Origin of the sequence: Odoribacter lunatus, assembly GCF_943193135.1 — a bacterium.
Lineage (GTDB): Bacteria > Bacteroidota > Bacteroidia > Bacteroidales > Marinifilaceae > Culturomica > Culturomica lunata.
In genome coordinates, this window is record NZ_CALPCZ010000031.1 from 1 (window position 1) to 25,464 (window position 25,464).

Consider the following 25,464-nt stretch of genomic DNA (forward strand, 5'->3'; position numbering starts at 1 on the left):
GGATTTCATATATTTTACTTTGTATCCATTCCAATTGCCCCATACACCTTTATTGCCATTAATTTTGATAAAGATACAAATAAGAACTATCCGGAAGCCAACGAGACTAGCCCTTTTTTTGCCGTGTATCTCATTTAAAGACAAATATTTACAAAAGGAAAGGGGCTGCCAAACAGCCCCTATATTATAGCAATCGTTCTATAACCGTTTCCTCTCGAAAAACCATCCGTTGCCAATCGGCCCCCTGCAACAGAGCCAACCCCTCCCCGGCACCCTCCCGGCACCGGTAACACTCCGTCAGGAAAGACAAAAGCGAATCGCCCGCACGCCACCTGTAGCGCTCCCGCTCTAATAGAAAAGAAGCCACAATCATCCCGCCATAGAACTCCACACCCGCCGTCTCCCGCATCACGCCCCCCGTGTCCACCACCTCTTTCACCTCCCGTCCCTCCAACACTACGTACCCATATTTCACCAACGGATAATCAGGCAAAAAAATATAATTCGATGCAATCTTTCTCATGGCACACCACAAACTCAATTCCTCCTCGGACGCGCCCTATCATGAAGCAAACGCCCGTCAGCCGGCGCCTTCTGCAATTTCTCCTGCTCCGACCTCCGCTTTGACGACAAATTCTTCTGCAACCTCTCCTCATTCTTCGGGGAAGTATACGGCCGGAACAGCGTAATCCCCCATACATCCGCCCGCCTGTATTTCAACTTCTTCAGATTGTCCGCATCCAGAAACCGAATCACCAGCCGATTATAAACCGAATCCGCATACTGCGTCCACTGGTAACGATGCGCCAGCGTATCGGAAATCAGCTTAATATCCCGCACCTTCAGCGAATCCTTGTCATCCGCCGAAATAAACCACGCACTAATCCGGTTATCCCTCCCCGCATCCAGCGTATCAAAACGCACCATCACCTCAAACTTGTAATTTCCCGGCAGCAGGCTGTCCGCCACATATTCATAATAAAAAGGAAAGCTATCAATCCGCAACGTATCGGGCCCCCGGTAATAATTCAGCGAATCATTCTCCCGGAGCTTCTGCAACACCCGCTCCTCCGCCGTCACCCGACGGCTCAGGGAATCAATCACCACCTCATATATCTTCGTGAAAAGTTCCGGTTGCGCCGCATAAAAATACATGCACGAATCGAAATCCGCCCGCGTAATCCCGTACTTCTCAAACACCCCGTTATAATAAGTATAATTCCTCTTCTCCCGGTCCGGCGTAAAATTACGGCTGACACCCAATATACCGTCCGTAGCGTGCATGTCAATCAACAATGCGGTAAACTCCTTCTGCCCCAAAACAGACTTTCCCTTACCTCTGCCGCATGCCGAACAAATCAACACAACCCCGCACATCCAAAAAATCATCTTCAACTTCATAAACTTGCCTTAATTTTCTTATACAACTTCGACGAAAAAATAAAATCATTCAGATTCTTATTCTCCGTATGAGCAATCTCCTCCTTCGTTCCCTCCCACTCCTTCCTGCCTTCGTGAATAAACACAATCTTCTCCCCAATTTCAAACACCGAATTCATATCGTGCGTATTCACAATCGTCGTCATGTCATACTCATGCGTAATCTCCTCAATCAGATTATCAATAACAATCGACGTCAAAGGGTCCAGCCCGGAATTGGGCTCGTCGCAAAACAAGAACTTAGGCTGCAAAACAATCGCCCGGGCAATCGCCACCCGCTTCTTCATCCCGCCGCTAATTTCCGCCGGATAAAGATTGTCCGCATCCTGCATCAAATTCACCCGCCGCAGGCAAAAACGCGCCCGCTCCGTCTTCTCCTTCTCCGACAAAGAAGAAAACAGATTTAACGGAAACTTCACATTCTCCAGCACACTCAACGAATCAAACAGTGCGCCCCCCTGAAACACAACACCGATTTCCTCCCGTATCGCCTTCACCTGCCTGGCAGACATAAGAGAAATATCCCGGGTTCCGTAAAAAATATGCCCCGTATCTATCGAATGCAAACCAATCAGCGACTTCAACAACACCGTCTTGCCCGAACCGCTCTTCCCTATAATCAAATTCACCTTCCCCGAATCGAAAACCACATTAATATCCGACAACACCGTCTTGTTCTCGAACGACTTATATAATCCCTCTACCCGAATCATTACAACATAATTTGAGTTAATACCAAATTAGCAATCAATATCGCAATACTGCTGTCCACCACCGCTTTCGTACCCGCCTTGCCAACCTCCAAAGCGCCCCCCTGCACATTATAACCGTAAAAAGCAGGTATCGACGTAAAGATAAAAGCAAAAAACAGCGACTTTATAATAGAATAGGTCACATAATAAGGATTAAAAGAAAAATGCAACCCGTAAATAAAATCCTCGAAATTCACCACCCCACTCAACAGTCCCGACAACAGTCCGCCGATAATACCGATGAATACACTGAATACATACAAAATCGGATTGATAACCAAAGAAGCGGCAATCTTGGGAGCCACCAGATAAGAAACCGAATTGACACCCATCGTCTCCAACGCCTCAATCTGCTCCGTAATCTTCATACTGCCAATCTCCGAAGCAATATTACTCCCGATTTTACCCGCCAGAATCAAACTCACAATCGTCGAGGAAAACTCCAACAACAACGTCTCCCGCGTCAAATAACCTATCAGATAACGCGGCAAAAGAGGGCTCGCCATATTATAAGCCGTCTGCAACGTCAAAACAGCCCCGATAAAAAAAGAAATAATCACCACCAAAGCAATGGAATTCAACCCCAGCTTCTCAAACTCCGCCACCAACTCCCTCACATACACCTGCCCCTTCTCCGGACGGGAAAAAGCCCTCCTTATAAACAACAGATAAGAACCGAATCTATTTAAAAACTTCATCTAATCTCAAATTACAATAATCTTTAAAGCGAAAGTATAAATTATTCCGGGAATTTCAGTAAATTCGACAACAATTAGAAAAACTTCCAACACAAATCGTACTATGACACCATCCGTAAACACCCCACTCCAGGACACATACTGTGTCATCATGGCAGGAGGTATCGGCAACCGTTTCTGGCCCATCAGCAACACACAATGCCCCAAACAATTTTCGGACATCCTGCACACTGGCAAAAGTTTCATCCGGCAAACCTACGAAAGAATCCGGCAAATCTTTACCGACGACCGCATCTTCATTATCACAGGAAGCGAATACGAACACCTCACCCATGAACAAATCCCGGAACTCCCGTCGGAACACATACTAAAAGAACCCATCCGACGCAACACCGCAACCTGCATCATGTACGCCGCAGAAAAAATAAAGAAACTATCCGAAACCTCCACCATGGTCATCGTCCCTTCCGACCATTTTATCACCAATGACGCCGCTTACCTAACAGACCTCCAGAAAGGAATAGAATACATTCAGGAAAACGGGGGGCTGCTTACATTCGGCATCACCCCCTCACGCATAGAAACCCAATACGGATACATCCAAACCCGCCCTTCCGAAATAGGGAAGAAAATCATGAAAGTCAAGACTTTCACCGAAAAACCGAACTACGAACTGGCTCAAAAATTTTATGAATCCGGAGAATTCCTGTGGAACGCCGGCATCTTCATCTGGAAAGTCAAAGACATCCTACAGGAAATTCACCTGCACTTATACGACCTGTATAACTTATTTGAAAACGACGAACCGATAAACACCCCCCGGGAACAACAATTCATTGACACCATCTACGGACAATGCCCCAATGTATCCATAGATTTCGGCATCTTGGAAAAATCAAACAACGTATCGGTTCTGCAAGGCAGCTTCGGCTGGTCGGACGTCGGTACCTGGCACGCTTTCCAATCCCTATGCGAACAAGACGAAAACCACAATGCAAGCAACCATAACTCGCATGTCATTTTTCGTCATGCCAACAACTGCATCGTCAATATCCCAAAAGACAAAACAGCTATTATTTACGGAGTAAACGACCTGATTATTGCAGCAAAAGATAATTACCTGATGATTTGCCACACCAAAGACGAAGAAGAAATCAGGCACTTTGCCAAACAGATCTGACACTCCCCAAATACATTTCATAAAAAAGAGCCGTGTAAACACACGGCTCTTTTGCTTTATATTTCTTCCTTTCTTAATATTCCCAAAAATCCTGTTCCTGATTAAATATCTCGTTCTTAATTCGATCCGATTCCAACACAGCATCCATACCCACAGCATAACTATTAATGGAGCGGTTATCATACACATTCGCCTCCTGATAAATTCTGGAACTAAAATAACGTTTCAAGAAAACATCATCCATCGTCAAACGACCGGCATCATTCTGATAATTAAACACTTTCTGTTTTGCAAACAAATCCCGGAATTCACCGTAATCTATCCAGAACAATCTCTTTTTCATAATCCCTTCATATCCGTCATCACGAGTATATTCTCTTACCGGACACAAAGCAATAATTCTTGTTTCCAAACGGGAAGTCCTTTTATTGAAAAACCACAATTCCTTTACCAGAAAACGCTTAACTTCATCCGTATTAACCTCTGCCGCCACAACAATGGTTTCCCGCTCCCCCGTCTCATTATTCAATTTCGTCACGGTATCTCCACGGGCATCAAAACGGGACTTAATCTCCTCCATCGTAATCGGCGTCTGAAGTTCATCATCATCATAAGCCGTCTTAAAAGACTTCTCAATACCCGCCATCAATACATCAATCAACGACATTCTACCGTCAATAGGTTTCGTCGGATAATAAAGCGGCAAATTCATCTTCTCTCTTAAAATCAACTCCCTCCAAATCGTCTTTGCCCACAAAATATCAGAAGGATCTACTCTCGGCAATACAATAGGACGCTTTAATGCATCATCCGAATTCTTAACGACACTCTCATAAAAAGCCTTGGAGTTCTGTGCTTCAACATGCCAAGAAGCACAAACAAACACCGCTAATATCAAAATCAATTTATTCATCATAAACTTCTATATTAATCTATTTTAAATGAAATAGGTGTCAATTTACGTGTAGTTCCATCAGGACCTTTCACCATCACCTGATCAATAATCAATATCTGATGACGCTTCAAACTCTTTATCAACTTCAACTGATCTGGAGTAAAAGAAGAACCATTCGTTCTGATATCTTGAGTATAACCATCCACAACCGTATATAAGTTAAAACTCTCCACCTTAAACTTCATATCAAAATCGAAATTCTCCAATACCACATCCACACCTCCGGCAGCAACCAATAAATTCTTCTTTATAGTACCACCTTTTTCACCTCCCACTTTCACTACCGGATCCGGAACTTCCTTCACCCGAAATTCTTGAGTCTGTAATTTTCTCCGCTGTCCATTTATTTTTGCATACACAGATATTTCACATTTCTTTCCCGCAACCTTCGGACGAACAATATATCCACCATCCTTCTTTATCAATTCTCCATTGGAAATTTCCGGCTCAATCAAATCCGGCGGCAATCCCGGAGCAGCTAAAGAAACCGGATTATCCACACCCAAATAAAACACATTCATTTTTATCGGAGAGATCACAACTGCGGGATTAGCAACCTCGTAATCCATTTGAAATGTTTTCGGCAAAGCTACCCCCGACGAAGTTACATAGTTAATCACTCCTTTCAACTTATGCACACCGACTTTCGTTGCTGCTTCCTTGTAAATACCAAAATCACCTTCATATCCTATCTTCCGTCCATTGACAATAATCTCCGGTTTTTGGGTCGTATCTACCGCCGCCAACATTACCTTTGCCTTAAATTCCTCACCCGTCAAAACATATCTGGACTGAGGAATAACCAATGCCTCCAACTTATTAAATTTAAACGACTCCGAATCCATAAAAGTAAACAGGTAATTAATCATTTCCCGTTCTGCCGTTAAAACTACCGACTGATATAATGTTAACATCGTAACCACACCGGCCAAAGGTATACCTTCAAACCTGTAAGACTCCCACGACTGAATTCCGGCACTCGCAGGCACTTCGGTTCTCAAACTGGTGGCGATAGATTCACTAAACACAGAATCATCGGCTGCAATATAGCCCAACAATAATTCACGGAAGGCGTCTAGTCCATTCTTCAACTCTGCACCAGCCTTTTCTGTTATCAGCACCTGCCCCCCAATATCCAGATTATCTTTCGCCTTTATATCCATCACATCACCCTCGGGACCATCAGCTACCTTCACAACTCTCACTTTCAACTGCTCAATAAAATCCACCAACTTATTGGCCTCCTCTTTAATCTTCAATGTTTTCTCCCGAGTTCTTGCAACTTTGGTCGGATTAAGCCTGTAAGCCATATCAATTTCCTTATACACCTCCGCATTCTTCTTCTGAAAATTCTCAATTGTCGCCGACAATCCCTCCTGCACCCTCGTAAAGGCATTCAATATATCCGCCGACACATTCAGTGCCAACATCGCTGTCAACACCAAATACATCATTCCGATCATTTTCTGCCTCGGGGTCTCCGGACAATTCTTTGCACCCATCTGCTATCTCCGATTTAATTATTATTTACCACACTCAACATATTCCCATACACCGAATTCAACGAAGCAACATTTGTTGCTAACTGTTGAGATTCTTGCTTAAATAATTTAGCATTATCCACACTCAACGAAACATGCTCTAACATCTCTGTCATATCCCCCTGCATACCCCTGAAAGATTCCAAACAATCTTTTGTTTCATTAATTTGCAATTCATATAAAGCATTCAATGCACTAATATTCTTATTCACCGCAGACATTTGCTGTGTATAGCTTTCCGACTGAAATTTCACCTGTCTCATCTGCTCATCCACAGCCTTATTCAATTCTTCAAAAGTTCCGGCAGAAACACCCATATTAGATGCCAGTTTTTCACAATTCAATTTAATCTGATCCGTTAAATTCCGACTGGAATCCAATAATATCTTATTAATTTCCCCACATCCGTCAGAAAAATCTTTCACAGAATTCTCTAACATTTCTCCAACTTTATGAGTTTTTTCACCCAATTGTCCGAAAGAGGCAGTCGCATCCGAAATTTTACGAGCAAACTCCGGTACATTCACAGAAACCTCAGCAAAATTATCAGCGCTAACAGCAATCTTATTAATTCCTTCACGCAACTTATTAATATCAGCCTCATCCAAACCCAAATCTACCGAACCAGCCACATTTACAACATTTCCTTCTTTAGCTGCAACTGCTTTTCTTTCACTTTTTCCTCGTTGTTTATCACCATGTCCTGAAGCCAATTCGGGATATACTTTTGTCCAATCATAATGTTCCATTGGAGGTTCAAATACAGAGACAAAGAAGATAAACGCCTCAACAAGCATTCCCACCGTCAAAATAACCCCTGCTCCCGGAAAATGCATAATTTTAAACAAAGCACCAATAATCACGGCACACGCTCCCCACCCATAAATGTAAGATACAATTACTTGATAGGCCTTTGATTGAAATAATTTCGCCATTTTTCTAAAAATTAAAATTCTATTCTTGTTCTCACTGTTCTAAATCCAATAAAACTTCTGGCAGAATCCTGATACTCAAAAGTTCTTACACCATTCTGCATGTAAAATGCTATGTCTTTCCAAGAACCGCCTCTCACAACTTTGCGCTTAAATATACGATTATCTGAATTTTTCGAAAGCACCTGATAAGAAGGACTCAAATCATGAGTAACCACATAAGCTGATTCATCATAAGTCTCTGCAGTCCATTCTGCAACATTACCTCCCATATCATACAAACCATAACCATTAGGTTCATAATTTCCAACCGGAACTGTATAAGTACCGCCATCTCCGATATAATTACCGCGCATCGGCTTGAAATTGGCAACGAAACAACCTTTTTTAGTACGAGTATAAGGACCTCCCCAAGGATATTTTTGTCCCAACAAACCACCTCTAGCCGCATATTCCCACTCTGCTTCAGAAGGCAAACGCCAAGATTGCACCCTCGTAGCAGACACAGAATTAAACAAATCTGTACGCCAGAAACAAAAAGCTCGTGCCTGTTCCCAACTAATTCCTACCACTGGATAATTATCATATCCTATATGAGAAAAGTATTCCTTCACAAAAGGTTCATTATACATATAAGTAAAATCCTTTATCCAGCACAATGTATCAGGATAAATTCTCACCTCTTTTTTCATAATAAAAGAAGAACGTCCTTTCACCGATTCTTTTTCTCCTTTCACATTAACTACAGATCCCCCTTTATAAGTTCCGCTTTCCGGATCATAAAAACGATCATTGGCTGCAGCTTGATTGAAATCATACCAACTATATCTGTAAACCAACTTACGTACATCTAATTCCCCTTTTGCCATACGGTCATCTCCTTGATACTCCAATCCTTCCAACACGTCCTTATATTCCTCATGCTTCCGGAAATCAATTGGAACTCTCTTATCCAAAACAGGAGGCTCCAAAATATTCCCTTTCTTGTCTTTCATTAAAAACTCTTCATACCCTTCATCCACCAAACGTTGGCGTTTCATGGAATCAATTACCCAATAGACAAACTGACGATACTCATCATTCGTAATCTCCGTTTCATCCATCCAAAAAGCAGGTATAGAAACTGTTTTTTGAGCAGCCGTCATTGACCACGCCACATCTTCATCGTTTTGTCCGATATTCAAACTACCCGTCGGTATTAAAACCATCCCATACGGACGAGGTTCAAACCACTTCTTTACTTTCCGGGTCCCAACTAATTCCCCTCCACCATTATACGGAGAACAAGAAACCAATACCGCTGCTATAAAGAAAAAAACTAATCGTTTAATTTTCATAATTATCTATTTTACAAAAATCTTACACTTTTATATATCTTCTCTCTCTTACCTAAACTCAAGCCAAAACAGTAAGTTAAAGAAACTTCATGAGAACCTCCAATATGAGAGCCCACATTGGAAGCAATATTCAAATCATAACTATATCCTACCAAAATACCATTCTTCAACTCCAAGCCTCCTAAAAATGCGACAGCATCTTTAGCCCGATAAGCCACTCCTCCCCAATAAATTTTCTTAAAAAGGAGATGAGCGTTTACAGAATACTGCCAATCCGAAAAATCTGTTTTTACAAACACAGATGGCTGTACATCAAATACCGGAGACAATGTTATCGTATATCCACCTGTTAAAAACAGATTTCGATTCCAAAACATCTTTCCGGTAGACCCTATTGTCATATCAGGCTTTGGCAAATGATCCAACGACACTCCCGCGTAATATTTATCTGCTGACAAAAAAACACCAATTCCCGCATCAAACATTATTTTTGAAACATCAACTCTACCACCATTCAATGCAGGATCATCTTCCGGAGAGGTAAAACCCTCTCCGCCGGGTATATAATATTCCCCCTCAATCTTCGTATTAATCATCCCAATCCTTGCTCCCACATTCAAAACTCCAAAACTTAATGTACATTTATATGAATAATTAAGCATCATACGCAAATTCGTTATCATACCCCACTTATCACTCAACAAACTTATTCCCGCCCCCCCATCTACATTCTTAATCCTCAACGGAGCATCCACATTGAACGCATATGTTTCCGGTGCCCCCTCCATCTTTTGCCATGCATTACGATAAATCCCCGAAACCGCCCAATTACCTCGTATTCCTGCAAAAGCCGGATTTACCGTCATGTGATTATACATATTTTGGCTAAACTGGGATTCCTGCTGAGCATTTGCAATAAAACTCATTGCACCAAAAGCAACAATCATCAAACTTCTTCTCATCACCTATCCACGTTTAGCAATTTGCCGTAAAAATAAATAAAATATAATAGCTTGCCAAAATTTACAGCAAAACTAAAGAAAAAAATCACACGATCACCTTTATTTCTTCAATTCTTGCATTTTTAACACTCAATACTTCAAAAACAATCCCATTAATCTCTATTTTTTCACCCTCTACCGGAATACTTTCATTATAAAACAGCACATATCCCGCCAATGTCTCATACTCCTCATTCTCTTCAAAAGCAAAATGATATCTCTCATTCAGATAATCCACTTCCAACCTTCCCGAAAAAATATACTCATGCTCATTCACCACTATCTCTGTCAAATTCTGATGATCATGTTCATCCTCTATCTCTCCGAAAATTTCCTCCATAATATCCTCTATAGTCACAATACCCGCCGTAATGCCAAATTCATCAACCACCACAGCTATACTCCTCTGCTCCTTTATAAAAACATTCAACAAATGCGAAGCCGACATAGTCTCAGGTACAATAATCATCGGACTGACAGCTTTCGCCACCGTCAAAGGATTTTTAAACAAAGAAGAAGAATGGACATACCCGATTATATCATCTATATTTTCCTTATAAATCAAAATACGAGATAATCCCGTTTCTATAAACAAATGTGTCAACTCCTCCAAACTACTGTCAATAGACAATGCCACCAAATCCGTGCGAGGCACAATACATTCCCGCAATTTTACTTCAGAAAAATCCAATGCATTACGGAAAAGCTTAATTTCATGTATCTCTTCATTCCCTTCTTCTACAATCTCTCCTTCCTCAATCAAATTACTCAAGTCAACCTTACCGAACGCCTTATCAGATTCTTCCTCCTCTAACTTCTTACCTGTAAACAAACGCAACAACACACCACCAAACCAAACAGAAAAATAGGTAATCGGAAAAAACAACAGATAAAATAAAAATACCGGGACCGCAAAAGCCCGAAGAAAAACATTAGGCCGCAACCGAAACAGCGTCTTAGGCAAAAACTCTGCAAAAAATAAAATAATTAGTGTTGAAATCAACGTTTCCACAAACAACTTCATTCCAATGGAAAAACCAAGAAATCCGAGGTATTGTGTCAGGTATTCGGACATAAAAATACCATATATCACCATCACCGCATTATTACCGACCAAAATCGTCGTTATATACATACCGGAATTAGCGACAAATAGATCTATCAATGCCTGCGCAATACTCTTATCATGCTTGTCTATTTCTATCTTCAATTTATTAGAAGCGACAAAAGCAATTTCCATTCCGGAAAAAAAAGCGGAAAGCAAAAGACAAATTAATATAATTGTTAACGTCGACATCTTGTCTACAATTCTACTTCAACCTTACCATCCGTAATATTCTTAAAAATAGGATTCTTCAAGTTCTGATCAGACTCAAAGCCCTCGCTACTCTCAATAATATCTCCATTAGCCGTCAATTTACTGTACCGATCGGAATAAATCCGTTCCTTCGTCATATCCCAATACAACAAATCGGTTTCCAGTTTAGCCCCGTCACCATTAATCACTACCACCTGCTCACGAGCCTCCCATAAATTTTCTTTCTCCAGTTTCTTGGCATACCTGGCTGTTATTTCCCCCATGACTTTACCGTCTCTATCATAAGAAATAACATGTATTCCCTGCGGGAACTCATCATACTTGTCTTCATCTTGATTCATTTTCACATATCGGGGGGTAGATACTTTATACTTAATCCTCGCCGAATCGGAATAAATCATCTCCAGATTATTCCCGGACATCTCAGGCAACCTATCAATATTACCCAATTTATTCACCTCCTCCATATCATTTTTACAACACAAAAGCATTATTGCCCCTACAAGGACAATAATGCTCTTAAAAATACCTCGGAGAAGCTCCATTCTCATGTACAATATCTTTATCTAAAACGAGCTGTTGTAGATTCATTAATCCATCCGCCCACTTTAAAGGTATTTCCCGGTTGAACACCGCGGAAAAACGCCTCATCTTTGCTAGGGAAGTACTGAGAATACGTCTTTATTAATTCATTTGCTTCTTCCGCAACGGAAGCGTCCACCTGTTTTGCCTTATTAAACTTATCAACGGCCACCCAAAACACGGAAGCGTGGTCAAAATCGTCCTCTCCGTATGACTTATTTCCAAACGCATAAGCCTTTCCTATCACCATATAAGCAGCTCCCAAATTCGGATTCAACTTCAAGGCTTCCAACGAATGCTTCTTTGCTTCTGCAAACTGTTTCTTAGACAAACTAATTTGAGCCATACGTAAATAATATTCCGCTTTATCCAACGGATCGGTTCCTTTTTCGATAGCCTCCTTCAAATAAGCCTCCGTCTTATCATACTCTTGTCTCTTCAAAAACAGAATCGCCAAATTATATGCAGCTTCCGCTGAAGGATCAGCCTTATATAAGGCCTCTGCCACATTTGTAAACAACGGCAACTCTGTACACTCACTTCTTTTCAAGAAACGTGCAATCTCTTTCAACACGTCCACATTACCCGGTTCCTTTTCAAACTTCGGAGCCAAAAAACTGTTCAGTGTTGCACAATCTGCAACTCCGGCATTGAAAAAGAAAGCATCTGCTGTCGTTTTCAATTCCCCATATTGTTCTGCTTTCTTCGGATGATTCTTACCACCCTCCGCATATTCCGTAACTTTCAAATAAAGTTGGATATACTCATCCTTCGTCAACAACCCTTTTTTCAACAAATCATCGGCAACAGCAAACAACATCTTTGCAATCTGCGGATCAGTCTTGGCTCCTTGCAACTCAAAAGATTTGCTCAAATAACCGAAAGCCTCTTTCGTCTTTGCATCATTACCCAGCGTCAATTGATACAAATCGTATCCCTTCTGTCCCAAAACAGCGCCCTCATTTCCAAAATTTTTAACTCTCTGATCATATATCATCATCAACGTATCAATGTATGCCGGATTCTTTGTTTGAGCATACATATTACGCATAATAATCACACCCTGCGTATAAGTCTTTAATTGAAACTTCGGAGCGTTATTAAATACATACCACCAACTCGGCAACGCATCCCTATAATTTTTCTGTTTTACAAATTCTTGATAAACAGATGCATGTTCAATTGTTTTTATACTATCAACACCAAATTTAGAATCAAGGGTCTGAGCTTTAACACCCCCATTCAAAAGCAATGCAAAAAAGACAAAAACTCCAATTTTTCTCATAATTATTCTCTTTTTAATTACCTCTATTCTTACGCATGTGTCGAAACCACCCTTTCCGCTTCGTGTAATTTCCTACTATCCAATTTTTTAAACTCCACCTATACCATCTACACGATACCTCCTCTATCTAACACGCTTCTTTTGCAAAAATATTACTATTTTTTGAATATCCGCAGAATAGCAACCAGAATTTAAACTTTAGTATACATTTTTATTGTATTCTAATATTTCATTCAAACCGTACAGCCCCAAATAGTTCTCAAAAAAAACACCGTCCGGCAATTTTCCCTCTAAATATTGACTATACCCACCGGTTATCGCCACACGCCCCGTCGGATGCTCACCCCAAAATTCATCAATACAGCCTTTTACCTCCCACAAAATACCCTTCATTACCCCCGCCGATATGGCATCACATGTATTTTTGCCATACGCTTTTACTTCTCCGCGAACTTCCACATACGGAAGATTTTTTGTATAAATATTCAATGCCCGAAATCGAATATCCTGCCCCGGCGAAATATTACCACCCAAAAATACGCCATCCTCACTCAAATAATTATAAGTAATAGCCGTACCAGAATCTATTACCAGCACATCTTTTTCCGGAAAAAACAAACGAGCCCCCACACAATCAGCAACCCTGTCAAAGCCCAATGTCTCCGGAGTCTCATAACCAATAACCAATGGCAAACGAACACGTCCCATTTCCGCCTCCAGCCAAAAATCAGCCAAACTTCTCAAATAACCTCTTAAATCCTCCTCTATTTTCCCACTACCGGAAAGAAATATACATACCTTTTCGCCTCTCTCTACATACTCGTTCAAAAGAACAACCATTTTCTCCCTAACATAACCGACCTTCTCGATTTCTCCAGCCCGGAAAAAAGCATACTTCAAACAAGTATTCCCTATATCTACAACCAAATTCATCATAACTTACACCATACTATTCATTTCCTATACCAACAATCTCCCGCCACATCTTCCCGACGAAACGAACAACTTTTTCAATATTCGTCATCTCGGTAAAAACCAAAGACAATTTCTCATTCTTTTCGCTCATCCGACAAGGAAGCTCCTGATGCTGTACGAACCTCAACAAATTAGAAAACACAGCGGACGAATAAAAAGGAGACGTCTGCGAATACACAAAGTACATCACCATTTTTCCATTCTTTACCAACAACCTTTCCACCCCCAAAGCCATACACCACCGTCTGACCCTGACAATTTGCATCAATCCCGTCACCTGAGGCGGCAATTCGCCAAAACGATCCTGAAGTTTCTTCCCGAAAATATCCAACTCCTCTTCCGTCGAAACATTATCCAATTCCCTATACAACCGTACTCTCTCACTCACATTTTCCACATAAAACTCCGGAATAAGCACCTCAAAATCCGACTCGACCACACACTCCGCCACAAAATCCTTTCCACCACCATGCTCTTCCATCACCTGCAAATCAGGAAACTCCTCATCCCGCAACTCAAGCAATGCCTCATTCAAAATCCGCTGATATGTTTCATACCCTATTTCCGAAATAAAACCGGACTGCTCCGCTCCCAATATATTACCCGCCCCCCGGATATCCAAATCCTGCATGGCTATATTAAAACCGCTCCCCAAACCGCTGAAATCCTCTATCGCTTTCAACCGCCGCCGGGCATCAGGATTTACCAACTCCAGAGAAGGGGTCAATAAATAACAAAACGCTTTTTTATTGGAACGTCCCACCCGTCCCCTCAACTGATGCAAATCACTCAATCCGTAATTCTGCGCCTGATTCACAATCATCGTATTGGCATTCGGAATATCCAATCCGGACTCTATAATCGTCGTCGCTATCAACACATCATAATCTCCCCGTATAAAATCATGCATCACCTTTTCCAATTCCTCTCCAGGCATCTGACCGTGCGCAATGCAGCATTTCAACTGCGGAACAATCCGGTGCAACATATCTTGAATATCCCGAATCGTTTCCACCCTGTTATGAATAAAAAATACCTGCCCCCCCCTTGCTATCTCGTACAAAAGAGCCTCTTTTATCACCTTTTCATCAAAACGATGCAACTCCGTCACAATCGGATAACGGTTAGGCGGCGGAGTACGGATAATCGACATATCCCTGGCTCCCATCAAAGAAAACTGCAACGTCCGGGGGATAGGCGTCGCTGTCATCGTTATCGTATCCACATTCACTTTCAGACGTTTCAACTTTTCTTTTACCCCAACCCCGAACTTCTGTTCCTCATCCACAATCAAAAGCCCCAAATCCTTAAACACAACATCTTTGCTTGTCAGACGATGCGTACCGATAATAATATCCACCTTCCCCTCTTTCAAATCGCTCAATATCTTCTTTATCTCTCCGCTTTTTTTCATCCGACTGATATACTCCACCCGACAAGGCATACCCTCCAATCGTTTCATAAACGTATTGTAATGCTGATAAGCCAAAATAGTCGTCGGCACCAGCACCGCTACCTGTTTACTGTCCGCCACTGCCTTAAAAGCCGCCCGGATAGCCACCTCCGTCTTACCGAAACCCACATCCCCGCACACCAATCTATCCATCACAATCGGATGCTCCATATCACTCTTCACAGCCTCTATCGCTTTCATCTGGTCCACCGTCTCCTCATACATAAACGAGGCCTCCATCTCCTCCTGCAAATAGCTATCTTTACTAAAAGCAAAAGCCGGTTCTTCCTTCCTCTTTGCATACAAAGCAATCAACTCCCGCGCAATATCTTTCACCCGCGACTTTGTTTTCTGCTTCATCCTGTTCCACGCCTCTCCTCCTAACTTATTAACAGTTGGAGGCACTCCGTCTTTCCCCTTATATTTGGAAATCTTATGCAAAGAATGCAACCCCACATACAACTCCGAATTATTCTTATATACCAGACGTATTGCTTCCTGCACCTTCCCGTTATTATCAATCTTCACCAAACCGCCGAAACGCCCGATACCGTGGTCTACATGCACCACATAATCACCCGGATGCAAATTCTGCAATTCACTCAACGTTATCGATTCCCTCCCCTTGCGAATACGGGTCGTCTGCAAACGATACTTATGATACCTGTCGAAAATCTGATGCTCCGTATACACACAGACTTGCACCCGTTCATCTGTAAACCCTTCATGCAACACCCCCTCCAAAGGCGTAAAAGGAACCCGGTACCCCTTATCCGAAAAAATATCCTGCAAACGCCGCAACTGCATCCCATTCGTAGAACAAACAAAGACGTCATAACCCGCCCCCTGTTTCGCCTGTAACACTTCTGCCAACATCTCAAACTTTTTATTCACTACAGGTTGGGCCTCACATCCCACATCTACCGTCTCCCCCCTGAAATACACATCCGGCCCCCATTCCACCACCCCGCAACGCTCCATATAATCAAACAACGCATTTTCCTCCGTAAAAACATTTTCAGGAGCCTCCTGTCGCAACGTCTTAATCCTGTCCCTCAAAAACAAACCGTTTTTCACCCACCATCTCGGTTCTTCCGCAAAATAGGCAAACAAATCCGCATAAGCATACTCTCCGGAAAGATTGCTCAAATCAGGCACCAGCGACACCGAATCCATCACCAGCTCAGACAACTGCGTCTCTACATCAAAAAAACGGATACTTTCCACCTCATCGCCGAAAAAGTCAATGCGCACCGGACGCTCCTCCGCATACGAATACACATCCACGATACTGCCCCGGATAGAAAACTGCCCCGGCTCATAAACAAAATCACTCCGTTCAAACCCATACTCCACCAACAAATTTTCAAGAAATGATATGGAAAGTTTATCCCCCTTATGAACCATCATCGACATATTCGCCAACACATCCTTAGCAACCACCCGTTCTGCCAAAGCCTCTGGATAAGTCACCAATATCCTTACCTCTCCATTGACAATTCCGTCCAACACCTCCGTTCTGACCAACACAGAATCATTATCCTTTTCATCAGAACGAATCGCTCGCCGATAAGAAGAAGGAAGAAAACCTACCTTCTTCTCCCCGGCAAAAGTCAGCACATCATTATAAAAATAAGCGGCTTCCTCCCTGTCATCCAGCACTATTACCCGAAACCCCGGACGTTCATCCGCCACCGCATTTAAAATAACGGGAGTTACCGAACCTGCATTCCGTATTAATCTGTATTTCCCCTTTCCCTGCGAATCCGAAACCAACTTCTTCACCACCGGGGACGTTAAATATCTCTGAAGTAAATCTCTTATATCCAATTCTTTTTTCCGCAAAAATAAAAAACAAATCATTACTTTTGCATACGATTCAAGAATTACAAAACTGAAACTGACGAAAATAATATTTACAAGCATGCAAAAACTATTTATTTTACTCTTGCTCTTTCCATTACTGTGTTTCGGGAAAGAACATCAAATAAAAGTCAATGTGCAAAACCTGCCTTCCAACAGCAAACCCATGTTACTAAGAATATTCAACGGCAACATGTACGTTGTTGATAGCTTACCGGTCCTTAACAACCAGACCGTCACGTTCAATGTCCCCGACAACACAGAATCGGGTATGTTACGTATCATCCTGGGCATGTCTCCCTACGCACAATTCATTAACGGAGAAGCCTCCCATCTCGACATACTATATACGCGTGAAGACATCGAACTAAACATTGATTTCAACAATCCGGACAACAGCGTCGAAGTCATCCGCTCCGACGAAAACAGAAACTACTTCAATTACATGAAGAAAGACAACCGTTACTTCATGAAATTAGGCTCATTGGAACAAGTTGTCGTTCAATATCCGGACAGAGACGCATTCTATGACATGGCATTAAAATATTACAAAGAATTTCAACAGGAAAGGGACAAATGGATTGACAGCTGTTACCACAGTAACCCGCAGTCTCTGGCGGCACGCATACTCAACACCCGCCGCATGCCCTTCACAGAAGGCAACCTTACCCCGCAGGAAAGAGACTCCGTCTACCGAGAACAATTTCTTTCCCGCATCGAATTTACCGACACCCTCCTGCTCAACACCAACATCTATACCGACAAACTCTTCCAATACATCAACTTCTTCCTCAACCGGGATGCCGGGCCCAGAGAAAGCGAAGACCTTATCATAAGCGTATTGGACCGGATAGAACCGCAAATCAGCGCCAACGAACAAATCCGCAACAACCTGCTTCAATTCCTCATTTCGGGATTTGAAGCCATGAAAATGGAAAACGTTCTGGCGCACATCTCAAACAACTACCTGCAACAATGCGGAAGCTCCATGGACATGGTCAAAAGAAGACTAGAAGGCTACAGGAAAATGGCCATCGGGCAAAAAGTACCGGACGTTACCGCCATCGACTTAAACAACAAGCCGATAAACCTCTACAACGAAGTAAACCCGTACACCCTGCTCATCTTCTGGCACTCCGGATGCAGCCACTGCCAGATACTCATGAACAAACTTCCGGAAATGGTACAAAAAGGACTCTTCAAAAAACACAACGTAAAAATCATCACCATCTCCATTGACGAAAAACGGGAAGACTGGGTAAAATACTCCAAGGCACACCCGTTCAGCTGGACCAACGCTTATGTAGAAGGAGCCTTCAACAGCCAGGCAGCCAAAGACTTCAACATCTTTGCCACACCTTCCCTCTTCCTGTTGGATGAAAACAACACCATCATCGCCAAGCCGATTACTCCGGACGAACTGGAAGAAAGCATCGATGCCTTAAAGTAAAAATTATAGCCATACCGATTTCAAATAAAAAAGAGTATGTATTTGATGTGAAGTGCACCCCAAAAGTTTTGTGTCTAACTTTTGGGGTGCACTTCAAAACAGGAATTATTACCCCCGCTAAATAACGGTAACAAAAACTGAAAAAGAAGCGACAATTTTAAAGTAGAGTTACTAATACACAAACTCAATCCTTAAAATAAATCCGTTTCACCCGCTTGTCCACGCTCGTCAAAACTTCATAAGGGATTGTCGATAATTTCTCCGCAACTTCCGTCACCAATATGTTCTTACCGAATATTTCTACCTCATCTCCGACCTGTGCCGGCACATCCGTTATATCCAACATACACGTATCCATGCAGATATTCCCGATAATGGGAACTCTTTTCCCACGCACGAACATTTCGCCAACCCCGTTGCTCAAATGACGGTTCAAACCATCCGCATATCCCACCGGCACCACGGCAATCAACGACTCCCGTTCGGTCTTTCCTTTCCGACCGTATCCGATAGTCTCACCCGCTTTCACCTTCCGAATCGAAGCGATATACGTCTTAAAGGAGCTCACCGGTGTCAAGGCTGCCCCCGCCGCACTGATTCCATGCAAGCCGATTCCCAGTCTGACCATATCGAAACTGTACCGGGAGAAACGTTCTATCCCCGCAGAATTCAATATATGCCGCATAATCTTATAATCGAAAGCCTGCTGTATCTTATCCGCCATTTCGACAAACAATGCTATCTGATGCCGGGTAAATTCGTCATGCACTTCTTCGTCACTTCCCGCCAAATGAGAAAATACCGAGCACACCCTAACCCTTCTCCGCTCTTTGAAAAATCCCAGCAATCCGTCTATCTCCTCCGCATCCAATCCGGAACGGTTCATTCCCGTATTCAATTTCAAATGAACAGGATAATTCTCCACGCCGTATTTCACCAACGCCCGGTCAAAGGACTCCAGCAAATCAAGTGAATAAATCTCCGGTTCCAAACCGAACTCTATCATATTATCGAACGCTTCCGGCTGCGGATTCATCACCGCAATAGGCACCGTAATTCCCTCTGCCCGCAAAGCAACCCCTTCATCCGCAAAAGCCACCATCAGATAATCCACCCCCTGATATTGCAGCAAACTTGCCACTTCACCCGACCCGGAACCGTAAGAAAACGCTTTCACCATCACAGCCAGTTTTGTCTGCGACGGTATCAACGACCGGAAATAAGTCAAATTATGCACCATCGCATCCATATCCACCGCCAATACCGTATTGTGCGACTGCTTCTGCAAAAAACCGGCAAGATACTCAAACCGGTATTTCCGCGCCCCCTTTATCAAAATTGCCTGGTCATGAAAATTTTCCCTTTTTTCCAATTTCAAAAAACTATCGGTATCGGCATAAAACCGGGAATCCGGCATAAAATAATCCTTATATCTCAATAATTCCTCCCCGATACCGATAAACAAAGCCACACCGGCTTTCTGCAAAGTCGCCGCCACTTCCCGGTACAAGACAGCCTTCTCCGCTCCCGTATCCACGAAATCGGAAAGTATCACCACCCGCTTTTTGGCTTCATCCTGCATCGTCAGGACGTTCAATGCCAACTGAAAAGAAGACGGGTCGGAATTATAGTAATCGTGCACAACCACACAACGGTTTACTCCTTCCTTGATTTCCATCCGCATCGCTATCGGCTGTAACCCGGCGACTTTCGCTACAATCTTCTCTGCCGCCATTCCTTTGTACAGCAACACACAAACGGCATTCATGCAATTTTCATACGACGCCTCGTCAATAAAAGGAATATCCAGATAAAAACCGTGTCCCTTATACGAGACAGACACAGTCCGGCTCTTATCCGTTTTCATCACATCCGAAACCCTTACCACCGCAGCATCACTCTCCCCCCACACAATTTTCTCCACCTCCTTTTGCGCCACCAAAAGGATATAATTCATCGCCTCGCCTTCCCTCCCCACTATCACACGGCAATATCTGAACAAAACAGCCTTCTCCGCCAATTTTTCCTGCAAAGAAGCAAAATTCTCCCCGTGCGCATCCCCCAAATGCGTAAAGACAGCCACATCCGGTTTTATCATACTCTCCAGCTTCACCATTTCCCCCTTCCGGGATATACCAGCTTCAATCAGAGCAATCTGCGTCTTCTCCTCAATTCCATTCAAAGAGAGGGGAACTCCGACCTGTGAGTTGTAACTCCTCGGGCTGCGATACACCTCAAAATCATCCGCCAGCAACTGATACAACCACTCTTTGACTATCGTTTTACCATTACTGCCCACAATAGCAATCACCTCCGCCTTCATCTTCTCCCGGTGTGTCTTGGCATACGTCTGCAAGGCCTTCAACACATCCTCCACCACATACAAATTCGCATCTTTCAGATCCGCAAACTCCTCTCTCTCCTCACTGATTACAAAATGCCGGACACCACGTCCGTACAAATCCACAACATAATCATGGCCGTCGTGATTCGGTCCTTTCAACGCAAAAAACATCGTCAATTCGGGTGTCGTTACCGAACGACTGTCGATACTGATTTCCATAGTCGATACCACCACTTTATTTAATACATTTACAACAAGGGAGCAAACAAACGTGCCACAGACTCCCGCACTTTGTCCCGTTTCTTACGGAACTTCCACCGATGTATACTCTCTTCAACGCTATATTTCAAATCTTCCATAAAATAAGCCGCAATATTTCGGGCGAACTCCCGCTCATACACAAGCATATTCACCTCAAAATTCTGGTCGAAACTACGCATATCCACATTAGCCGTCCCCACGGTAGCCACCATCCCGTCCACCACAATAACCTTGCTGTGATTAATTCCTTTCTGATACCAATACACCCGAACACCCGCTTCCAGCAATTCCTCCACAAAAGAACGGGAGCACCAATGCGTCAGTGCGGAATCCGAGCGGTGCGGAAGCAATATCCGGACATCCACCCCTCCCATCGCCGCCGCTTTAATACAGTTTAACGTCGTCTCTCCCGGCATGAAATAAGGTGTGGATATAAACACATATTTCCGGGCCATACTTATCAACGTAAAATAAGCCTGCTGAATAGATGCCCAGTCGCTGTCCGGTCCGGAAGCCACCACTTGCGTCACCACATTCCCCTCCACCCGCACATACGGCAAATACTCCCTTTTATCCAATAACAGTTCCTGTCGGACAAAATACCAGTCTACCAAAAAAACCACTTGTAACGAAGTCACCGCTTCCCCTTTCACCTTCAGATGCGTATCCCTCCATACACCTATTCCCGGCACCCCATGCAAATAGCGGTCTGCAAAATTCAATCCTCCCACAAAAGCCGTTTCCCCGTCAATGACAATAATCTTCCGATGATTGCGGTAATTCGCCTTATTCGCTACTTTGTGGAAACGCACCGGCAAAAAAGGGTAAACCTGAATCCCCGCTTCCCTCATTTCCGTCTTGTACTTTTTGGACAATCCCCAAGAGCCCACATCATCATATATAATCCGCACTTCCACCCCCGAACGCACCTTGTCTATCAATATCTCCCGCAAACGGTCAAACAACTCGCCCGGCTCCAGAATATAATACTCCAGATGAATATACTTCCGGGCTTCCTGTAACGCCTCGAAAATAGCGGGAAACGTCTCATCCCCGTTATTCAGAATCTCCACCTTATTGTAACCGGTCAGCAACGCCTTGCTATTGTTCAGCAACAACGTCATCAGCTTCCGCACTTCTTCCATACCGCTTTTTTCCAAAAACTCCGTTTTCTTAAGATGCTGTTTCTGGTCCTCGCTCATATACTGCAACCACTTCATATCCCCCAGCCCCTTCATCGAAAACATCTTCACCTTCCGGTAATTCACTCCGAAATACAGGTAAAAAAGCAAGCCGACAAAAGGTACAAACACCAACACCCCTATCCATGCCAATGTCCGTACCGGATTTCTGTTCTCCAACACAATATTGAACGTGATGGCGACAATCGTCAGCAGATACAACACTATTAACAGATTCGACAGAAGTAGCGACCAATTCATAAAATAAAACTATTGTGTCGGAAAAATTTTCGCCCTATCTTTGTTATATGAATCATTCTTTATCCAGTCTCATACAATACGCGACCCACGAATTGAAAGATACATACGAACCGCGGGAAATCCGAAGTATCTGTCAAATCATTTTCACGGATGTATTTCACTACACAAATATAGACATCCACATGAAAAAAAGCGAACATTTGGATGAAAGCTTTGTGAAGAAATTTTCGGAAATCATCCGCCGCCTTCAAACCGGCGAACCCGTCCAATATATTGTCGGGACAACCGAATTCTGCGGATTCCGGTTCGGTGTAACTCCCGCTACCCTCATTCCCCGCCCGGAAACAGCGGAGCTGGTCTACTGGATAAAAGAGAACACCCGTCCCGGCAGTTCCATACTGGACATAGGCACGGGAAGCGGTTGTATCGCCGTCTCCTTAGCCCTCCTTATACCGGACACCCGCGTCGATGCCGCAGACATCAGCGAAGAAGCCTTACGGCAAGCCCGGATAAACGCACAAAACAACCGTGCCGACATCCGTTTTTACCCAAGGGACATCCTGCACCACGACCTATACGACTGGCAGACCTACGACGTAATCGTCAGCAATCCGCCCTATATACGCCTCCAGGAAAAAGCCTCCATGCAACCCCAGGTTGTCAATCACGAGCCCCACTCCGCCCTGTTCGTCCCCGATGAACAGCCGCTCCTGTTCTACGAACAGATAGCCGCTTTCGGACAGACACACCTGAATCCCGGCGGAAGCCTCTATCTTGAAATCAACGAGGCATTCGGCAACGAAATGGTTCAGCTCATGGAAGACTTCCGATACCGGAACATTTTCTTGAAAAAAGACTTTTACGGAAAAAATCGATTTATAAAAGGAGAGAAAGATGAAACCGGAGCATAACTCCCAACAGGAAAAGAAACCCGTCATGGACGCCCAAAAAGCGCTCAACGCCACAGCCGCCCTTTGCAGTAAAAAAGAATACGCCACAGCGGACATCCGCCGTAAATTGGCAAATTGGGAAATAAGCCCGGAAGACCAAGAGAAAATCATCGACTTCCTCCAAAAAAACAAATTTCTGGACGACAGCCGTTTCGCCCGCTTCTATGCCCGGGACAAATTCCGATTCAACAAATGGGGCAAGCAAAAAATAGCCGTCTCCCTCCGCCAGAAACAGATAGACAGCAATGTTATCGCCGAGGCCTTGAATCAGTTGGAAACTTCGGACTACACCGACACCTGCCTGCACCTGCTGCAACAAAAGCTAAAACACAGCAAAGAAACCGACCCGATAAAACAGAAGGCCAAACTTATCCGCTTCGGCATAGGCCGGGGCTTCAACTACGAAACCGTCCTGCAAGCTCTTGACCGCTTATCGGGCAAACTTTCCTTATAAAATTCACCCCTTTTGAAAAAACCTATCGTTTTCGTATAAAAAACCTATCGTTTTTGAGTAGAAAACCTATCGTTTTTTTTTGAGTAAAAAAATCGGCAAAAATAGAACAGTGGAAAAATGCTTTTTCCACTGCTCCATTATCCTATTTTTCCACTTTTAATTCAGCGGACTAATCCGCACTTTTCCATTTCCTGATTGCACCCCACTTGACATACTGGCATTTTGGAAGACAAACCCACTGTAATGATTGGGCTGCCCCGTGGGAGTTAGATTCCCGTCGCCCGTAATGGCATTACAACCCGACATTCCGGACACAAAACCGGAACCTCCCCCTCCACCACTACTCTTTTTATTAGTACTCGGACCATAGTATCCTCCTCCTCCTCCACCTCCTCCATAGTTATTGTTTCCTCCATGTAGACCATTGCCTCCTACTCCAAAAGTGTAGCCCGTTTGAGTTGCTCGAACATAAGTGGTAGCCACCGATGCCGGATTACCACCATTTACTCCTCCACCATTTCCAGCCTCTCTTGCTCCTCCGCCTCCTCCGGCAACCATAATTCTAGAGTAAAGATTACCAGCGACTAAACGGATATCACTGGCACCACCTCCACCACCGCCAGTATCATCTCCTTCATCAGTCCCCCCATTTCCACCTCCGTTCCAACCTCCGGTTCCTCCGGTCTTCGATTTCGTACCATCTCCTCCCCGACCTCCTATATATATATAAAAAGTTGTCGGAGAAGCAAGCTGTAGATTGCCACAACTATATCCACCAAGACCACCATAACCCTTTAAAGTCCCATTACTTCTACTCTGTCCCCCTTCGGCACCGTAACACTCCATTTTGTATTTACCCGGAGCCAACGTTATAGATTGATAACTTCCTGTATAGGCAAATTCTCTTCTTACTTCCAGTCTCTTTGTCCATTCTTGTCCCGGACATTTGTCGGATGATACCGTTACATTCGTCCAAAAGACGGAATTGAAGGTCAAGCCTGTTACCAGTCCTTTGTCAGAAATAGATATCCCTGTGGGGGGAGTATCTAATGTCCAGTGGGTTTGCTGCATGGTTCCCCACCTGGAATCAACAGTGAAAGAAGGATATTTATTGGTAAGAGTTTCCACGGAACTAGCGAAGGGTGATGGAGCCAATACTATGGTCACATAGGAAGTTTCTGCCACACCCACGGCACAGATGGCTCTCCGTTTGAAATAAAAATAGTGGAAAGTCGTGTAGCTTAGTGTAAG

21 protein-coding genes are annotated in these 25,464 nt (G+C 43.5%); 4 read left to right on the plus strand and 17 right to left on the minus strand.

Annotation, left to right across the window (positions count from 1 at the left end):
• Window positions 1–184 precede the first annotated feature (184 nt).
• Genes NFR61_RS09750 through NFR61_RS09765 form a run of 4 tightly spaced genes read right to left on the minus strand, consistent with a single transcriptional unit; the run spans window position 185 to window position 2,890 of the window.
• The gene (locus NFR61_RS09750) at window positions 185–523 is read right to left on the minus strand and encodes a hypothetical protein (RefSeq protein WP_251623518.1); all 339 of its coding nucleotides are present in this window, start codon (window positions 521–523) and stop codon (window positions 185–187) included.
• A gap of 14 nt (window positions 524–537) precedes the next feature.
• Window positions 538–1,401, minus strand: a complete 864-nt coding sequence (locus tag NFR61_RS09755) for a DUF4296 domain-containing protein (RefSeq protein WP_251623519.1) — start codon at window positions 1,399–1,401, stop codon at window positions 538–540.
• On the minus strand, window positions 1,398–2,153 hold the full coding sequence (locus NFR61_RS09760; protein WP_251623520.1) for an ABC transporter ATP-binding protein: 756 nt from the start codon (window positions 2,151–2,153) through the stop codon (window positions 1,398–1,400). The genes NFR61_RS09755 and NFR61_RS09760 overlap by 4 nt, the downstream gene beginning before the upstream one ends.
• Window positions 2,153–2,890 (minus strand): MlaE family ABC transporter permease, encoded by a 738-nt coding sequence (locus NFR61_RS09765; protein WP_251623521.1) that lies wholly within the window; start codon window positions 2,888–2,890, stop codon window positions 2,153–2,155. Before NFR61_RS09765 ends, NFR61_RS09760 begins: the two co-directional genes overlap by 1 nt.
• Window positions 2,891–2,993: 103 nt before the next feature.
• Between NFR61_RS09765 and NFR61_RS09770 the strand changes: the two genes are divergently transcribed.
• A complete protein-coding gene (locus tag NFR61_RS09770; RefSeq protein WP_251623522.1) occupies window positions 2,994–4,070 on the plus strand; it encodes a mannose-1-phosphate guanylyltransferase in 1,077 nt (358 codons plus the stop codon).
• A 73-nt stretch (window positions 4,071–4,143) separates the two neighbouring features.
• Here the strand turns inward: NFR61_RS09770 and porN are convergent, their stop codons facing one another.
• From porN to mfd, 10 genes are all read right to left on the minus strand, one after another.
• Window positions 4,144–4,986, minus strand: coding sequence for a type IX secretion system ring subunit PorN/GldN (gene porN, locus NFR61_RS09775; RefSeq protein ID WP_251623523.1), 843 nt, complete (start codon window positions 4,984–4,986; stop codon window positions 4,144–4,146).
• 11 nt (window positions 4,987–4,997) lie between these two features.
• On the minus strand, window positions 4,998–6,527 hold the full coding sequence (gene porM / locus NFR61_RS09780; protein WP_251623524.1) for a type IX secretion system motor protein PorM/GldM: 1,530 nt from the start codon (window positions 6,525–6,527) through the stop codon (window positions 4,998–5,000).
• Between the two features lie 14 nt (window positions 6,528–6,541).
• Window positions 6,542–7,501 carry a type IX secretion system motor protein PorL/GldL gene (gene porL, locus NFR61_RS09785; protein WP_251623525.1) on the minus strand — a complete coding sequence of 320 codons (960 nt, stop codon included), beginning with the start codon at window positions 7,499–7,501 and terminating at the stop codon, window positions 6,542–6,544.
• Between the two features lie 11 nt (window positions 7,502–7,512).
• Window positions 7,513–8,835 (minus strand): T9SS ring complex lipoprotein PorK/GldK, encoded by a 1,323-nt coding sequence (gene porK / locus NFR61_RS09790; protein ID WP_251623526.1) that lies wholly within the window; start codon window positions 8,833–8,835, stop codon window positions 7,513–7,515.
• A gap of 11 nt (window positions 8,836–8,846) precedes the next feature.
• On the minus strand, window positions 8,847–9,797 hold the full coding sequence (locus tag NFR61_RS09795) for a PorP/SprF family type IX secretion system membrane protein (RefSeq protein WP_251623527.1): 951 nt from the start codon (window positions 9,795–9,797) through the stop codon (window positions 8,847–8,849).
• Between the two features lie 85 nt (window positions 9,798–9,882).
• On the minus strand, window positions 9,883–11,133 hold the full coding sequence (locus NFR61_RS09800; protein WP_251623528.1) for a hemolysin family protein: 1,251 nt from the start codon (window positions 11,131–11,133) through the stop codon (window positions 9,883–9,885).
• Between the two features lie 5 nt (window positions 11,134–11,138).
• A complete protein-coding gene (gene lptC / locus NFR61_RS09805) occupies window positions 11,139–11,705 on the minus strand; it encodes an LPS export ABC transporter periplasmic protein LptC (RefSeq protein ID WP_251623529.1) in 567 nt (188 codons plus the stop codon).
• An 11-nt stretch (window positions 11,706–11,716) separates the two neighbouring features.
• The gene (locus NFR61_RS09810) at window positions 11,717–13,021 is read right to left on the minus strand and encodes a tetratricopeptide repeat protein (protein WP_251623530.1); all 1,305 of its coding nucleotides are present in this window, start codon (window positions 13,019–13,021) and stop codon (window positions 11,717–11,719) included.
• A gap of 198 nt (window positions 13,022–13,219) precedes the next feature.
• The gene (locus NFR61_RS09815; protein WP_251623531.1) at window positions 13,220–13,957 is read right to left on the minus strand and encodes a type III pantothenate kinase; all 738 of its coding nucleotides are present in this window, start codon (window positions 13,955–13,957) and stop codon (window positions 13,220–13,222) included.
• A 13-nt stretch (window positions 13,958–13,970) separates the two neighbouring features.
• Window positions 13,971–17,279: a transcription-repair coupling factor gene (gene mfd / locus NFR61_RS09820; protein WP_420910120.1), complete on the minus strand. Its 3,309-nt coding sequence runs from the start codon at window positions 17,277–17,279 to the stop codon at window positions 13,971–13,973.
• A gap of 94 nt (window positions 17,280–17,373) precedes the next feature.
• On the opposite strand from mfd, the gene NFR61_RS09825 reads away from it, so the two are divergent.
• Complete coding sequence (locus NFR61_RS09825) at window positions 17,374–18,762, plus strand: TlpA family protein disulfide reductase (protein WP_251623533.1); 1,389 nt, start codon at window positions 17,374–17,376, stop codon at window positions 18,760–18,762.
• Window positions 18,763–18,946: 184 nt separating this feature from the next.
• Here NFR61_RS09825 and NFR61_RS09830 read toward each other — a convergent pair whose 3' ends face one another.
• Window positions 18,947–21,325 carry a bifunctional UDP-N-acetylmuramoyl-tripeptide:D-alanyl-D-alanine ligase/alanine racemase gene (locus NFR61_RS09830; RefSeq protein ID WP_251623534.1) on the minus strand — a complete coding sequence of 793 codons (2,379 nt, stop codon included), beginning with the start codon at window positions 21,323–21,325 and terminating at the stop codon, window positions 18,947–18,949.
• Between the two features lie 29 nt (window positions 21,326–21,354).
• Window positions 21,355–22,809, minus strand: coding sequence for a cardiolipin synthase (gene cls, locus NFR61_RS09835; RefSeq protein ID WP_251623535.1), 1,455 nt, complete (start codon window positions 22,807–22,809; stop codon window positions 21,355–21,357).
• 14 nt (window positions 22,810–22,823) lie between these two features.
• Here cls and prmC point away from each other — a divergent pair, with 14 nt between their 5' ends.
• Both prmC and NFR61_RS09845 read left to right on the plus strand, forming a co-directional pair.
• Window positions 22,824–23,720 (plus strand): peptide chain release factor N(5)-glutamine methyltransferase, encoded by an 897-nt coding sequence (gene prmC, locus NFR61_RS09840; RefSeq protein ID WP_251623536.1) that lies wholly within the window; start codon window positions 22,824–22,826, stop codon window positions 23,718–23,720.
• Complete coding sequence (locus NFR61_RS09845) at window positions 23,704–24,213, plus strand: regulatory protein RecX (protein ID WP_251623537.1); 510 nt, start codon at window positions 23,704–23,706, stop codon at window positions 24,211–24,213. Before prmC ends, NFR61_RS09845 begins: the two co-directional genes overlap by 17 nt.
• Window positions 24,214–24,369: 156 nt before the next feature.
• On the opposite strand, the gene NFR61_RS09850 is transcribed toward NFR61_RS09845, so the two are convergent.
• On the minus strand, window positions 24,370–25,464 hold a 1,095-nt coding region (locus NFR61_RS09850), incomplete at its 5' end, for a glycine rich domain-containing protein (RefSeq protein ID WP_251623538.1).

Coding starts and splice junctions, on each gene's coding strand:
- NFR61_RS09765 (WP_251623521.1), bottom strand. CDS start 2,890: ATGAAGTTTTTAAATAGATTCGGTTCTTATCTGTTGTTTATAAGGAGG.
- NFR61_RS09800 (WP_251623528.1), bottom strand. CDS start 11,133: ATGTCGACGTTAACAATTATATTAATTTGTCTTTTGCTTTCCGCTTTT.
- NFR61_RS09825 (WP_251623533.1), top strand. CDS start 17,374: ATGCAAAAACTATTTATTTTACTCTTGCTCTTTCCATTACTGTGTTTC.
- porM (WP_251623524.1), bottom strand. CDS start 6,527: ATGGGTGCAAAGAATTGTCCGGAGACCCCGAGGCAGAAAATGATCGGA.
- porL (WP_251623525.1), bottom strand. CDS start 7,501: ATGGCGAAATTATTTCAATCAAAGGCCTATCAAGTAATTGTATCTTAC.
- NFR61_RS09755 (WP_251623519.1), bottom strand. CDS start 1,401: ATGAAGTTGAAGATGATTTTTTGGATGTGCGGGGTTGTGTTGATTTGT.
- lptC (WP_251623529.1), bottom strand. CDS start 11,705: ATGAGAATGGAGCTTCTCCGAGGTATTTTTAAGAGCATTATTGTCCTT.
- porN (WP_251623523.1), bottom strand. CDS start 4,986: ATGATGAATAAATTGATTTTGATATTAGCGGTGTTTGTTTGTGCTTCT.
- cls (WP_251623535.1), bottom strand. CDS start 22,809: ATGAATTGGTCGCTACTTCTGTCGAATCTGTTAATAGTGTTGTATCTG.
- NFR61_RS09750 (WP_251623518.1), bottom strand. CDS start 523: ATGAGAAAGATTGCATCGAATTATATTTTTTTGCCTGATTATCCGTTG.
- NFR61_RS09815 (WP_251623531.1), bottom strand. CDS start 13,957: ATGATGAATTTGGTTGTAGATATAGGGAATACTTGTTTGAAGTATGCT.
- NFR61_RS09770 (WP_251623522.1), top strand. CDS start 2,994: ATGACACCATCCGTAAACACCCCACTCCAGGACACATACTGTGTCATC.
- porK (WP_251623526.1), bottom strand. CDS start 8,835: ATGAAAATTAAACGATTAGTTTTTTTCTTTATAGCAGCGGTATTGGTT.
- NFR61_RS09830 (WP_251623534.1), bottom strand. CDS start 21,325: ATGGAAATCAGTATCGACAGTCGTTCGGTAACGACACCCGAATTGACG.
- NFR61_RS09795 (WP_251623527.1), bottom strand. CDS start 9,797: ATGAGAAGAAGTTTGATGATTGTTGCTTTTGGTGCAATGAGTTTTATT.
- NFR61_RS09760 (WP_251623520.1), bottom strand. CDS start 2,153: ATGATTCGGGTAGAGGGATTATATAAGTCGTTCGAGAACAAGACGGTG.
- NFR61_RS09845 (WP_251623537.1), top strand. CDS start 23,704: ATGAAACCGGAGCATAACTCCCAACAGGAAAAGAAACCCGTCATGGAC.
- NFR61_RS09810 (WP_251623530.1), bottom strand. CDS start 13,021: ATGAGAAAAATTGGAGTTTTTGTCTTTTTTGCATTGCTTTTGAATGGG.